This is a genomic window from Bradyrhizobium retamae, from assembly GCF_001440415.1.
Taxonomy (GTDB): Bacteria; Pseudomonadota; Alphaproteobacteria; order Rhizobiales; family Xanthobacteraceae; genus Bradyrhizobium; species Bradyrhizobium retamae.
On sequence record NZ_LLYA01000024.1, the window covers coordinates 156,031 to 169,408 of the forward strand.

Below are 13,378 nucleotides of genomic sequence, written 5' to 3' on the forward strand. Positions count from 1 at the left end.
CATGATGGTTCTGCACGCCGATCGCGAGGGCTAGATGAGGCGGATTTGGCAGGTGGGCTGAGAGTGCCGGGCTGAGCGGATAGATTTGAGAGTTTGGAGCGGCGGGGTCGAAAGACCCAGCCGCTTTTTGTTTTGGAGGACTGGTTGCACAATTGCGTTGGTACAAGCACAATCTCCTCGTCCAACGGACGATATTTAGACTCCGCTCGGCGAGCGAGAGGTCAAATGAGATTTCAGGATTACGAGAGCCGGAACGTCGCCCTGTATCGGGAGTTCAGTCGCACGGTCCGCGACATCCTGGAAAAGGCGATCGCGGCGGCCGGTCTACCACGTCCACAGTCCATGCAATGCCGCGCGAAAGACCCGAAAAAGCTGAAAGCGCGGCTTCAAGAACAAGGCGCGCTGGAATCAGACAGCATTGAAGCCCTGCGTCGTGACCTCGCGGGGACGCGCATCATTTTCTACACCAATACCGATGTTGATCGGTTCAGGGGCTCGCGGCTCATCTCCGATAACTTTGAAGTTGAAGAGGATGGGATCAAAATTCACCACCCAATGAAGGAGAACGATGAACGGCAGTATCGCGGCATCCATTACACGGTTCGCCTCAAGGATGATCGCACCAATTTGCCTGAGTACGCGAAATTCAAAGGCCTTCGCTGTGAAATACAGGTTCAAACCATTTTGAATCATGCATGGTCTGAAACATCACATGACATTCTCTACAAAACCGAGGCCAGGGAGGGATTCGGCGGAAGAGCCATGGAAGCGATTGAGAGCAGGTTCAATCGCATCATGAATAAGTATCTGCTTCCAGCCGGGTATGAGTTTCAACGCGTTCAGCACGACTACGAACGCCTGCAGCAAGGCAAGGAATTGTTTGATCGAGACCTACTCACAAGGCTAGGTCTCGCCGCAGACAACAACGAACGCTGCGATATTTTAGCTTCACTGAAACAAGACGTGCTACCGAATTACGATGACGTAATTGCAATCTATGGCGATGTTCTTTCCGCCATGGTGGCTGCCGCGAAAGCAGCACGGGAAACGCCGGTAAAACCGATCGTCACTCCATTCGATAAATTCCCAGGAAAGACCGCAGCAGAAGTAACGATGCTAGTTGTGGAGACAATTGAGGTGTTCCGGTATGCCGATATAGCGGCTAGCTTTAGCGCACTTCGCGAGTTGTACCGCCATGGATGACGAGCGCGTTCAAAAAAAGATCTTGGAAACCGTTGCATCGCTGGCCCGCTACGAAATCGATGTATGGACGCAGGTCGGCCCTGGCGTTCAAGTTATGCTCGTTGACGCAATAAGCGCACTTCCGCCGGAAGACCGCGTCCAGGATCGTGACCTAGTAATTGCCGTGTGCGAAGCCGTCCTTTCCCCCGAAATGGAAGGAGCCGTTTGGAATGCCAATTCGGTTACGTTACGGGCGGGAAGGATTCCGATCAATGCTGAGATCATCAAGATTCGCGAAAAGGCAATCTCGATCCTCTTCGAACTATTCAAAGCCGCAATAGCCGACGGCGAGCGGCGCGAAATACTCAGTACGTTACGCCGGGCGGGTCACACTGGCAGCCGTACCGAGGCAACCGATGATTGGTTGAATCTAACTCTCAAGAACGCAACTGAGGTCGTTGAGTTTCTCTTGGGTGCGGCCGGACCTCTCTCCTACGAACTTATGCAAACGCTCGAACATGTGTACTGGTACAAATACCGACGCGCCCGGGACGTTTCCCGGTCCAAGGCAAGGGTGAATTGCCAGGAAGCTTCGACGCGACTTATGACCGCTATCGAAAAGCTCCGTGACAAGTTTAACGAAGATCAGACGTTCGCAAAATTTAAGGTGTTGGTCGGCTTCGAGTCAATCTTTCCGTATCAATGGAAGGAGCGCGATGAAAATAGGGCTGACAATTATGAGACCCAGAAAGAATATCGGGCCGCGGAAGCGGCCAAGTATATCGAAGCGATTGGGGAGCAGAACGAGGCCGAATGGCTCGCGCTTATCGAGCGCATTGCGTCCGTGGAATCGAACGATATGGCGACGTTTCCGCCGTTTGCTCAATTTCTCACGCAGCTAGCGCGTTCTAAACCGCAAACCGCAGCCCGTTTGCTGGGACTGGCGTCGGACAAGGTAGCTGGATTTCTTGCTGCCATCCTTGCCGGCTTGCATGAGAGTGGCGAGGACAAGATTTATCAGAATGAAGTCGAACGAGTGCTTCAGCGTGGCAAATACTTGGCGGCATTAGCGCGTCATTTGCGCCTCTCGAAATCGCCCAATGTTGAGCTTGCCAAGCGCACGCTACAGCGATCGATGGAAGTTCAGCAGGACGTCGCAGTGGCGGAATGTCTCATAACGGCAATGGAAGCAAAACCCGAAGATGTGCCGTCCAAAGAAGCGTTCTTTGAACCGGCGATTGAATATCTAAATCGTAAACATGAATACTGGTGGACGCGAGCAGCTTGGTTGCCTGACCAAGCTTCGTCGTTCTTTGCATCGCTATTGGAGCGTCAAGCAAGGCTCCTGATGCCAGCAATGATTCAGGTCCCCAAAGTTGACTACTATGTAGAGCAAATTCTGATTCAAATAGCGAAGTGTTATCCAGCACTCGTATGGGATTGTTTCGCTTCGCGACTTGGGATGAATAAGGAGGATTCTCCAGACCGCTATGAAGCCATCCCCTATGAATTTCATGGACTTCAAAATGAGCTTTCTAAAGACCCCAAGCTCGCAATTGAATTTGGTCGAAGGATATTTAATGAAATTCCGCGACTATTCCGCTTTCGCGGCGGCCGTCTATTGAGCATCGCGTTTCCATCCTGCCCACCTAACTTCGCCGAAGAGCTAGCCAAGCTTGCCGACGAAGGAACGAAAGAAGATGTAGAGTTCATTCTCGCCGTTATGGAAAATTATCACGGTGAAGAGACAACACAGGAGGTATTGAAGCGGATCATCAAGAGGTTCCCGAAAGACGAAAGCATACGAACGAGCGTCATCATCAGCCTGGAGAGCACCGGCATTGTGAGGGGCGAGTTTGGCTTTGCCGACGCGCTACGTGACAAGCTTGAAATCGCTCGCGGCTGGCAGACTGATCCTAGGCCGGAAGTCCGAGCATTCGCTGACGCGCATATCCATAGTCTTCAACTCCGCATCGCGGATGAGCAACAACGCGCCGAAGAGCGAAAAGCCCTTCGTGAGCTGCAATACGAGCAAACGGACGAACTAAAGGACGAATGACGATAGAACGACATTCAACTCCGGTCGATTCAAACGGCGCTAACGAGTTGGCGCCGTGGCTTACGGCGTCAAAGTCATACCGAAGCTTACGAACATCGATTAGGAGCGCTCTGGGATTTCCTCAGGAGCGTCGCCCGCTTCTCATTGCAATCGATGGTTTAGATGGAGCCGGAAAATCATCCTTAGCGGCTTGGCTCGGCTGGCAACTGGAGATGCCCGCTGTCCATCTAGACCTTTACATCGAGCGCGGCTCAAACCCCTTGCAATTCCGCGCTGGCGATCTTGCAAAGGTGCTAGATGCAAGAGCGAACCTAAACCGTCCTGTCATTGTGGAAGGCATTCTGATCCTAAAAGTTCTCAGTGAAATCGGCCGCACTCCTGACTTTCTTGTCTTTGTTCATCGCGTTTCGCATGAATCTTCGCTTCGTACTCTCACTGAGGAATATCTTCGCGAGTTTAATCCCCGGCAGAAAGCTAACCAGACTATAAAATGGTCGAGCGCCAAGAGAGATCGCGCAATCTTGCGCGCGCATCAAAATCACTCTCTGCTCCCCAAATCCCAATAGCCATCTCCCCAGCCACCCTCTAAACTTCAGGCTGCATCTATTTGGGGGCGCATCTATGCGCAACATCATCATCTGCTGCGACGGCACCGGCAACGAGATTTCCGAGAACATCTCCAACGTGCTCAAGCTCTATCGCTGCCTGCGCAAGACGGAGAAGACCGAGCCGCGGCAGATGGTGTTCTACGATCCCGGCGTCGGCACGCTGGAGCGGCCGGACCCGTGGCACAAGCTGAAGCAGGACTTCAACGCCATCCTCGGGCTGGCCACCGGCTATGGGCTCGATGACAACGTGCTCGCGGCCTATTGCTTCCTGGTCCACCATTATCGCGAAGGCGACCAGATCTATCTGTTCGGCTTTTCCCGCGGCGCCTATACCGTGCGGGTGCTGGCCGGGCTGGTGCACAAGATTGGATTGATCAGGCCCGAGCAGGTCAATCTCGCTGGAAGTGGCCTGATCGCCTACAAGCAGTTCTCCTCGGATGAAGCACCGAAGCTGCGCCGCGAGATGAAGCTGCTCAGCGATGCCGGCGACGCGGGAGGACCGCTGCCGCAGACCGCGTTCGACAACGCCGCCCAATTCGCGCGCATCACGTCAGCGCGCTGGCCGACGATCCGCTTCGTCGGCGTCTGGGACACGGTCGCCAGCGTGATCGTGCCGCGGGCCGATCGCTTCTATTGGCCGAGCCTGGAGGAGCTCGCGTTCACCACTGCGAACCCGAGCGTGCAGACGTTCCGGCAGGCGATCTCGATCGACGAGCGACGCCGCATGTTCCGCCTGAAAAAGTGGGACGATCCGCAGACATTCCGGCACAACCGCTTCAATGACATCAACGCCGAGCCGCAGGATATTCTGCAGGTGTGGTTCTCAGGCGTCCATGACGATATCGGCGGCGGCTATCCGGAAAAGGAAAGCGCGCTTTCAAAATATCCGCTGCTCTGGATGATCGACGAGGCGACAAAATGCGGGGTCCGCGTCAACCAGGCCACCGTCAACCAGCTCGCCTGGGGCATCCAGCGCAAGGGCAGCCCGTTCTCCTATGTCGCGCCTGCCGTGCGCGGCGAGCTGCACGAGTCGCTGCGCGGCGCGTGGTGGCTGCTCGAATATCTGCCGAAGCGTGCGACGTACAAGGAATGGCCGGCGCGCGAGAGCCATTTCGGCTATTACATCCCCGACGCCGAGCCGCGGCTGATCCCGGACGGCGCTGTGATCCACGAGTCGGCGCTGCAGCGCATGGACGCGCTGCCGAGCTATCGGCCAGTGAACCTGCCGAAGCAGTACGAGAAATTCCCGATGCCGACACCGCCGGCGCATGCGAGCGCGGAGGACGTCGCGGCGGAATCGTAGACCGCCATTCATGTGCACACCGTCGCCGCACGGGCGGTCGGCTCCCTCCTTGCGGGAGAGGGAGAACGGCACCGCCGCCTCACTCGGCCACTGGCCTGGGACCCCCGCAACCTTACGGCCGCATTCCTGCCGCCGCGGAACCCAAATGGTTTACGAATCGTTCAACTCTGCTGCCTAATCTCACCTGACTGCTGCCAGAACCGGCCTGAAACGCTCAGGACGAGCGATGTTGGAACGATCGATCACCGAGGAGGTCGAGGCGGCCATCCAGGCCGGCTCGCCGGAAAGACATCTGGATGCGCTGAGGCAGGTCTCGGACCTGTTTCTGCTGTCCGCCGACGGCTATTCCGGCGAGCAGATCGAGCTGTTCGGCGACGTGCTGGAACGGCTGATCCGGACCATCGAGCTGCGGGCGCTGGCCGACGTCGCCGCGCGCATCGCGCTCGCCGAATTGAGCACGCAGCTCGCGTCCGCGAAGCAGGCGCCGCCTCGCGTGATCCGACGGCTCGCGCACAACGACGAGATTACGATCGCGCGTCCGGTGCTGACCGAATCGGCGCGGCTGACGGCCGAGGATCTGGTGGAGTTGGCGCAGACCAAAGGCGAGCAGCATCTGCTGGCGATCTCCGGGCGCTGGTGGCTGACCGAGATCGTCACCGATGCGCTGCTGAAGCGGCATTATCCCTCGGTCAGCCGGCGGCTCGTGACCAATCCCGGCGCGCGAATGTCGGCGAGCGGTTTTGCGATCGTGCTGAAGCAGGCGGAGACCGATCCTGATTTGGCGGTCGAGACCGGCATCCGCGTCGACCTGCCGGCCGAACAGCGCCGGGAATTGCTGCAGAACGCAACGGAAGCCGTGCACACGCGGCTGTTGTCGCGCGCGCCGCCGCATCTGTTCGAGGAAATCCGCAACGCAATCGCCGCCGCCTCGACCGGCGCCAGCCGCGAAATGTCGCGCAGGCGCGATTTCGCGGCCGCTCGCCGCTTCGTCGCCGCGCTCGCCAAGCACGGCAAACTGAACGAGCCGGCGCTCCTGGCATTTGCGAGAGAGCGGAAATACGCCGAGACGGTCGCAGCCCTCGCCGAACTATCAGGCTCGAGCGTCGAGGTGATCCGCCCGGTGATGCAGAGCCTGCGCGACGACGGCGTGCTGATCCCCTGCCGCGTCGCCGGATTGAACTGGGACACCGTCGCCGCCGTGCTCGAAAGCCGCTTCGCCGCCGGCTCGATGGGCCGGCACGAGCTCGCGAAAGCGAGGGAGCAGTACGCAAAACTGACGGTTGAAAACGCCCGCCGCCTGCTGCGATTCTGGCAGGTGCGTCCGGTAGCGCCGGCGCCGAAGCCGCCGCGTTGAGGGTTTCTTACTTCCCTTCTCCCCTTGTGGGAGAAGGTGGATCACTGGCGCGAAGGCACCTTCTCCCACAAAGGGAGAAAGCGCGATCCTTCGAGAGCGACGTTCACGCTGCCTTGATGAGGTCTGCGTCGAGATGCTTCAGCCGCGGCATCACCTCCTGCTTCAGCAGGCGGAGCGAATTGTGCCACGCTTCCGGCTTGTGCTTGTAGTCGAAGCCGAACACGAGCAGCGTGCCGAAGCCGCCGACCTCGTGGTAGATCCGCTCGATCTTTTCGGTGACGGTTGCGGGCGATCCGACGATCCAGTTGTTGCGTGCGCAATATTCGACCGTGACGTCGGAGTCGGCGACGTCGGGCGCCGCCTTGAGGTAGTCCTTGAAGCCGAAATGGCCGAGCAGCGGCAGAAAATACTCGTGCATCATCCGGCCCATCATGTCGCCGACGGAAAGCCGCCACGCCTCCTCGTCGGTGTCGGCGATGAAGACCTCGCGCACCAGCCGCCAGTCGCTGCGCTTCGGCTTGCGTCCGGTTTTCGCAGCTCCAATCTCGACCGATTCCCAGTGGCTGCCGACGTAAGCCGGGTTGAGGTTGAGGCTCATCGGGATGTAGCCGCGCTCGCCGGCGAGCTTGAGCGTATCCGAGCCCTTGGAGAGACCGGCAACGCCGATCGGCGGATGCGGCGCCTGCAACGGCTTGAGGTGCGGCTTGAGGAAGTCGAACATGGTGTCCGGCTTGTTCACGGTCCAGAACTTGCCGGTGTGGGTCCAGGGTGCGTCCTCGGTCCACATTTTCAGGATGATCTCCAGCGCCTCGCGCGTCATGTCGCGGTTCTGGCCGGACATGCCGTCGACGTTGAACATCGCCCAGTCGCTCGGCAGGCCCGAAGCGGCGACGCCGAAGTTCAATCGTCCGCCGGAAAGATGATCGAGCATCGCGACGCGGTTCGCGAGTTCAGCTGGGTGGTGATAGGGCAAGAGGAAGCCGCCGGGGCCGAGGCGGATATTTTTGGTCTGCAGAAAAGCCTGCGCGAGGATGAGATCGGGCGAGGGATGCGGCTCCCAGGGCGCGGTGTGGTGCTCGCCGATCCAGGCTTCCTGATAGCCGAGCTCGTCGAGCCAGCGCAGCGTCTGCAGGTCCCAGTCGTGACCCTCTTTCAATCCGCACTCCGGCGGATGGGATGGCATCGTGAAATATCCGATCTCCATGGGGTGTCCTCGCTGTATGTCGTTATTGAAAACGCGTCTATCGCGCGCACGCGAAAGCATAGCACGCCGGACGTATGGCCGAGATATGACGAAACGGATGGGCAGGAGTTCGCGCGGCGGGTTGATGCGCACTTCCCTTCTCCCCTTGTGGGAGAAGGAAGAAGAGGCTACCGCGTCCCGAACGTCGTCGCGCCGAACAGCGCCTTCTGGGTCGAAGGCTGCGAGCGCCAGTATTGCGGCGGGGCGAACACCTCGCCGCCGAGTTCGGCCGCGGCGTGCCAGCCCCAGCGCGGGTCGTAGAGCATGGCGCGGGCGAGCGCGACCATGTCGGCCTTGCCGGAGGCCACGATCTCCTCGGCCTGCTTCGGCTCGGTGATCAGGCCGACGGCAATCGTGGTCAGCCCGGTCGCCTCGCGGATCGCTTGCGCGAACGGCACCTGGTAACCGGGGCCGAGCGGAATTTTTTGCAGCGGCGACACGCCGCCCGAGGACGCGTCGATCCAGTCGACGCCGTGCTTTTTCAGCTCCTGCGCGAACTCGATGGTCTGCGCCAGATCCCAGCCGCCCTCGACCCAGTCGGTGCAGGAGACGCGCAATCCCACCGGCTTGTCGTGCGGAAACGCCGCGCGCACCGCGTCGAACACTTCGAGCGGAAAGCGCATGCGATTCTGCAGCGAGCCGCCATATTGATCGGTGCGCCGGTTGGCGATCGGCGACAGGAACTGGTGCAGGAGATAGCCGTGCGCCGAGTGCACCTCGATCGCGTCGATGCCGAGGCGCTCGGCGCGCTTCGTAGTCGCCACGAACGCATCGCGCACGCGCGCAAGGCCCACGGCATCGAAGGCAACGGGCGGCGGCTCGCTCTCCTTGTGCGGGATGGCCGACGGCCCCTCCGCCCGCCAGCCGCCTTCGGCCACCGGGATCAACTGCCCGCCATCCCACGGCGTGTGGCTCGACGCCTTGCGGCCGGCATGCGCGAGTTGCATCATCACCGCGGCCTTCGAACGCTTGCGCACGGACGCCAGGATCGGCCTCAGCGCGGCTTCGGTGGCGTCGTTGTAGAGGCCGAGGCAGCCCGGCGTGATCCGGCCCGTCGGCTCCACCGCGGTCGCCTCAATACAGAAGACGCCCGCCCCCGACAGCGCCAGCGAATTGATATGGGTGAAGTGCCAGTCATTGGCCTCGCCGTCCACGGCCGAGTACTGGCACATCGGCGCCACCATGATGCGGTTGGCGAGGTTAAGGCCGCGCAGCTTGATCGGGGTAAACAAAGCGCTCATGGGCGATAAGGATCCGGACCGGAGGAAAGTAAGCCCTATTTGTGTAACGAGGCCGCGCCCGCCGCTCAACCCGCGCCTGGCTCAACCCTGCCGGGCGAATATACGGGGAGAAGGAACGCGCTACTCCACCAGCGCGAATTGCAGCAGCAGATTGCGCTGGATCATCGAGAAATTGTCGTCGGAGACGAGCGTCAGGACCGTTTCGCCCTCCGGCGTGACATGGGCGTCGATGCCTTCCAGGTTGTCGATCTCGCTGCCGAGGTCGGCCTCGAAGATCACGGGGCCGTCGATAACTGCCCCGGGGGCGATAGAGGCAAGTGCTATGCGGCGGATGCGTATGCCGACGCCGCCGAGCCAGGAAAATTTGCGTTCGAGCAGCAGCAGCCCGCCGGACGGCAGCAGCACCGCGTCGCTGACATCGAAATTGTCGCTGCGGCGGATGCTGAACAGCCCCAACGTCCTGCCGATCAGGAAGGCCGTGATGTTGCCCTGCGCGTCGAGCCCGCGTTCGGAGATCGCGATCAGCGTTCCCGCCAGCGGCAAGCCCTTCGGCACCAGGACGAGCGCCTCGATTCCCTTGTTGTAGGGCAGCTTGCGCACGCCCAGCGGCAACTGAATCAATTCGCCATGCGCGCGCGTAAATCCCTTGGCAAAGTCGAAGCGCAGTATCTGGTTGACGCGCTCGAGGCCGACATAGACCAGCGAGCCGTCGAGCGCGAGGGCCTCGGTGTCGTACCAGCCGCGCGAGGTGATCGGCTTGCCGTCCGGACCCAGCACCGGCGAAGCCTCGACATCGTCGAGTCCGGTCATCTCGCGGCCCTTGTAGACAATGCGGCCGGTGAACCAGCCCCCCTTGTCGCTGATGGCGATGAAGCGCTCGCCCTTTGGATCCAGCCGCAGGCCCGACAATCCGCCGAAGCCGCGGAACCGCGAGGTCAGGATCAGCCCGCTGCGAAATTCGAGTTCACCGAACCGCACACGCGAGCGGTCGCGGGTGTCGAACGACTGCAGCGGCCTTGCATTGACGTCGATCGAAACCGGCGCACTGACCGAGAACTCGTCAGGAACGGTCTGCTTCGGTGGCCGCTGAACGGCGGTCTGCGCCAATACCGCGCCGGGCACGGCTGCCATGGAAAGCCCCGCCGCTGCATATTTCAAAAGGCGGCGGCGGCCTATGAGCGGGGGCATGCGCTCACGAATGCAGGCGGCGCGGCCGGTGGCGGCCCGTGGCAGGCGCGGCGCCGTGGGTCTCGCTGAACAGTTCGGCGAGCTTTTCGGTGATGGCGCCGCCGAGCTCCTCGGCATCGACGATTGTGACCGCGCGGCGATAATAGCGCGTAACGTCGTGACCGATGCCGATCGCGATCAGTTCGACCGGCGAACGGGTCTCGATCTCCTCGATGATGTGGCGCAGATGCCGCTCGAGGTAATTGCCGGGATTGACCGACAGCGTGGAGTCGTCGACCGGCGCGCCGTCCGAAATCATCATCAGGATCTTGCGCTGCTCGGCGCGGCCGAGCAGTCGCTTGTGCGCCCAATCCAGCGCCTCGCCGTCGATGTTTTCCTTCAGCAGGCCTTCACGCATCATCAGGCCCAGATTCTTGCGCGAACGGCGCCAGGGCGCGTCGGCGGACTTGTAGATGATGTGGCGGAGATCGTTGAGCCGGCCGGGATTGGCCGGCTTGCCGGCCGCGAGCCAGGCCTCGCGGGACTGGCCGCCCTTCCAGGCGCGGGTGGTAAAACCCAAAATCTCGACCTTGACGCCGCAACGCTCCAGCGTGCGCGCGAGAATATCGGCGCAAGTGGCGGCCACCGTGATCGGCCGGCCGCGCATGGAACCGGAATTATCGAGCAGCAGCGTCACCACGGTGTCGCGGAAGGTCGCTTCCTTCTCGTGCATGAAGGACAGCGGGTGATAGGGATCGGTGACCACGCGCGACAGCCTTGCGGGGTCGAGAATGCCTTCCTCGAGATCGAACTCCCAGGCGCGGTTTTGCTGCGCCATCAGGCGGCGCTGCAGCCGGTTGGCGAGCCGCGCCACGATGCCCTGCAGATGCGCGAGCTGCTTGTCGAGGTAGGAACGCAGCCGCTCCAACTCGTCATGGTCGCAGAGATCTTCGGCGGCGATGACCTCGTCGAATTTCGGTGCAAAGGCGTGGTATTCCGGGCCGCGCGGCTCGTTGGCGCCACGCGTATTCGGCCGCGTCGCTTCGCCTGGCGTCTCGTCGTCGCCGAGCTCGCCGTCGTCGAACGTATCTGACGTGGAAGCCTGCGCGCTCTCCATGGCGCTTTCCGACATTTCGTCGGTGGACGCCTGCGCCTGGTCGGCGCTCATTTCCTGCGCGGCATCGGAATCGGGCGAGCCCTCGGAGCCGGACTGATCGCTCTCGCCGTCCTGATTCTCGTCATCGTTTTCGTCGTCATCGGCGTCCGCATCGCGGTCGTCGCCGAGGTCGAGCGCCGACAAGAGGTCGTGCACGAGATCGCCAAACTTGGCCTGGTCCTCGGTGACGCGGCTGAGCTTGTCGAGCCGGGTGCCGATCTTGTCTTCCAGCGCCGGACGCCAGAGATCGACCATTTTTTTCGCAGCCGCCGGCGGCGCAAGGCCCGTCAGCCGCTCGCGCACCAGCATCGCCAGCGCGTCCGACAGCGGCGCATCGGCGCGGTCGGTGATCTCGTCGTATTTGCCGCGATGAAAGTGATCGTCGAGCATCGCGGTAAGGTTCTTCGCCACACCCGCCATCCGCCGCGAGCCGATGGCCTCGACACGGGCCTGCTCCACCGCCTCGAACACGCCGCGCGCCTGCGGATTTCCCGGCATCAGCTTGCGATGCACCTTGGGATCATGACAGGCGAGCTTCAACGCGACCGAATCGGCGTGACCCCGCACGATCGCAGCATCCCGCTTGGTCATCTTGCGCGCCGGCTCCGGCAACCGTGCCTTGCCCGGTGCAAGACCGGGCCGCTCGGCCGCGAATGTCACTTCAAGTTCCGGCGCCTTCGCGATCGCGCGCAGGCACGAGGTCACCGCGCGCTTGAACGGTTCGGTCGGGGCTTCCTTGGATCCGGTGCGGAATTTGATGTTCGACGTCGTCATTACATTCTTGGCCTTATCCGGGTCGTCCCCGCGAAAGCGGACCCATAACCACAGGAGGTCGTTATTTCACCCGACGTTGGCGGCATCCCCTGGTCGAAAGTCCTCGGCGTATGGGTCCCTGCTCCCGTGCGCAATTGCGCACTAGGCAGGGACGACAATTAGCTGAGCGCCACGTTCACCGAACTCTCGGGCAGCTCCTGGTTGAAGCAGCGCTGATAGAATTCGGCCACCAGCGGCCGCTCCAGTTCGTCACACTTGTTGAGGAAGGTGACGCGGAACGCGAAGCCGATGTCGCCGAAGATGTCGGAGTTCTCGGCCCAGGTGATCACGGTCCGCGGGCTCATCACCGTCGACAAATCGCCATTGGCGAATGCGTTACGGGTGAGATCGGCCAGCCGCACCATCTTGTTGACGATGTCGCGACCTTCCTGGGTGCGGTAGTGATGCGCCTTGGCCAGCACGATCTCGACTTCCTCGTCATGCGCCAGATAGTTCAGCGTGGTGACGATCGACCAGCGGTCCATCTGGCCCTGGTTGATCTGCTGGGTGCCGTGATAGAGGCCCGAGGTGTCGCCGAGGCCGACCGTGTTGGCGGTCGAAAACAGGCGGAACGCCGGGTGCGGCTTGATCACCTTGTTCTGGTCCAACAGCGTCAGGCGGCCGGAGACTTCCAGCACGCGCTGGATCACGAACATCACGTCGGGGCGGCCGGCGTCGTATTCGTCGAACACCAGCGCGATGTTATGCTGCAGCGCCCAGGGCAGGATGCCGTCGCGGAATTCGGTGACCTGCTTGCCGTCCTTGATGACGATCGAATCCTTGCCGACTAGGTCGATACGGCTGATGTGGCTGTCCAGGTTGACGCGCACGCAGGGCCAGTTCAGCCTTGCAGCGACCTGCTCGATATGGGTCGATTTCCCGGTGCCGTGATAGCCAGTGACCATGACGCGGCGGTTCCTAGCGAAACCGGCGAGAATCGCGAGCGTGGTGGCGCGGTCGAAGCGGTAATCCGAATCGACTTCCGGCACATGCGGGTCGACTTCGGAATAGGCCGGCACTTCGAGGTCGCTGTCGATACCGAAAACCTGCCGGACCGACACCTTCATGTCGGGCAGTCCGACGGGCTCCGAAACTTTGCTCATGGCGGCGGTCGTCATCAATCCTCCGAGGTCCCGGGCGTTCCCGAAACCAGATCTGTTGAATGGCTGCGGATGGGGGCTAACGTAAACCTAGCAGAGAGCAGGGGTCGGCAGAAGCCCGCGGCGCAATCAAAGTTCCATTGCCTTATCAT

Annotated in this window: 9 protein-coding genes; 4 read left to right on the top strand and 5 right to left on the bottom strand. The window is 61.2% G+C overall.

What is annotated here, in order from left to right:
* Nucleotides 1-225 precede the first annotated feature (225 nt).
* The 4 genes from CQ13_RS05865 to CQ13_RS05885 all read left to right on the top strand — a co-directional run bounded on the left by CQ13_RS05865 (nucleotide 226) and on the right by CQ13_RS05885 (nucleotide 6,506).
* Nucleotides 226-1,203: a RelA/SpoT domain-containing protein gene (locus tag CQ13_RS05865; protein WP_057842046.1), complete on the top strand. Its 978-nt coding sequence runs from the start codon at nucleotides 226-228 to the stop codon at nucleotides 1,201-1,203.
* Nucleotides 1,196-3,241, top strand: a complete 2,046-nt coding sequence (locus tag CQ13_RS05870) for a hypothetical protein (RefSeq protein WP_057842047.1) — start codon at nucleotides 1,196-1,198, stop codon at nucleotides 3,239-3,241. The genes CQ13_RS05865 and CQ13_RS05870 overlap by 8 nt, the downstream gene beginning before the upstream one ends.
* Before the next feature lie 621 nt (nucleotides 3,242-3,862).
* Complete coding sequence (locus tag CQ13_RS05880) at nucleotides 3,863-5,152, top strand: T6SS phospholipase effector Tle1-like catalytic domain-containing protein (protein ID WP_057842049.1); 1,290 nt, start codon at nucleotides 3,863-3,865, stop codon at nucleotides 5,150-5,152.
* Nucleotides 5,153-5,378: 226 nt separating this feature from the next.
* Nucleotides 5,379-6,506 (top strand): DUF2336 domain-containing protein, encoded by a 1,128-nt coding sequence (locus CQ13_RS05885; RefSeq protein ID WP_057842050.1) that lies wholly within the window; start codon nucleotides 5,379-5,381, stop codon nucleotides 6,504-6,506.
* Between the two features lie 103 nt (nucleotides 6,507-6,609).
* Here CQ13_RS05885 and CQ13_RS05890 read toward each other — a convergent pair whose 3' ends face one another.
* The 5 genes from CQ13_RS05890 to cobS form a co-directional block, all read right to left on the bottom strand.
* Nucleotides 6,610-7,710 carry an LLM class flavin-dependent oxidoreductase gene (locus tag CQ13_RS05890; protein ID WP_057842051.1) on the bottom strand — a complete coding sequence of 367 codons (1,101 nt, stop codon included), beginning with the start codon at nucleotides 7,708-7,710 and terminating at the stop codon, nucleotides 6,610-6,612.
* A gap of 167 nt (nucleotides 7,711-7,877) precedes the next feature.
* A complete protein-coding gene (locus CQ13_RS05895) occupies nucleotides 7,878-8,990 on the bottom strand; it encodes an NADH:flavin oxidoreductase/NADH oxidase (RefSeq protein WP_057842052.1) in 1,113 nt (370 codons plus the stop codon).
* 120 nt (nucleotides 8,991-9,110) lie between these two features.
* The gene (locus tag CQ13_RS05900) at nucleotides 9,111-10,121 is read right to left on the bottom strand and encodes an esterase-like activity of phytase family protein (RefSeq protein ID WP_245309039.1); all 1,011 of its coding nucleotides are present in this window, start codon (nucleotides 10,119-10,121) and stop codon (nucleotides 9,111-9,113) included.
* A gap of 61 nt (nucleotides 10,122-10,182) precedes the next feature.
* The gene (gene cobT, locus CQ13_RS05905; RefSeq protein ID WP_057842054.1) at nucleotides 10,183-12,087 is read right to left on the bottom strand and encodes a cobaltochelatase subunit CobT; all 1,905 of its coding nucleotides are present in this window, start codon (nucleotides 12,085-12,087) and stop codon (nucleotides 10,183-10,185) included.
* A gap of 158 nt (nucleotides 12,088-12,245) precedes the next feature.
* On the bottom strand, nucleotides 12,246-13,244 hold the full coding sequence (cobS, locus tag CQ13_RS05910; protein WP_057842055.1) for a cobaltochelatase subunit CobS: 999 nt from the start codon (nucleotides 13,242-13,244) through the stop codon (nucleotides 12,246-12,248).
* Between the last annotated feature and the right edge of the window lie 134 nt (nucleotides 13,245-13,378).

Bases quoted from the DNA above. Each gene is read 5' to 3' on its own strand.
- CQ13_RS05900 (WP_245309039.1), bottom strand. From the start codon at position 10,121: ATGGCAGCCGTGCCCGGCGCGGTATTGGCGCAGACCGCCGTTCAGCGG.
- CQ13_RS05880 (WP_057842049.1), top strand. From the start codon at position 3,863: ATGCGCAACATCATCATCTGCTGCGACGGCACCGGCAACGAGATTTCC.
- CQ13_RS05890 (WP_057842051.1), bottom strand. From the start codon at position 7,710: ATGGAGATCGGATATTTCACGATGCCATCCCATCCGCCGGAGTGCGGA.
- CQ13_RS05870 (WP_057842047.1), top strand. From the start codon at position 1,196: ATGGATGACGAGCGCGTTCAAAAAAAGATCTTGGAAACCGTTGCATCG.
- CQ13_RS05895 (WP_057842052.1), bottom strand. From the start codon at position 8,990: ATGAGCGCTTTGTTTACCCCGATCAAGCTGCGCGGCCTTAACCTCGCC.
- cobT (WP_057842054.1), bottom strand. From the start codon at position 12,087: ATGACGACGTCGAACATCAAATTCCGCACCGGATCCAAGGAAGCCCCG.
- cobS (WP_057842055.1), bottom strand. From the start codon at position 13,244: ATGACGACCGCCGCCATGAGCAAAGTTTCGGAGCCCGTCGGACTGCCC.
- CQ13_RS05865 (WP_057842046.1), top strand. From the start codon at position 226: ATGAGATTTCAGGATTACGAGAGCCGGAACGTCGCCCTGTATCGGGAG.
- CQ13_RS05885 (WP_057842050.1), top strand. From the start codon at position 5,379: ATGTTGGAACGATCGATCACCGAGGAGGTCGAGGCGGCCATCCAGGCC.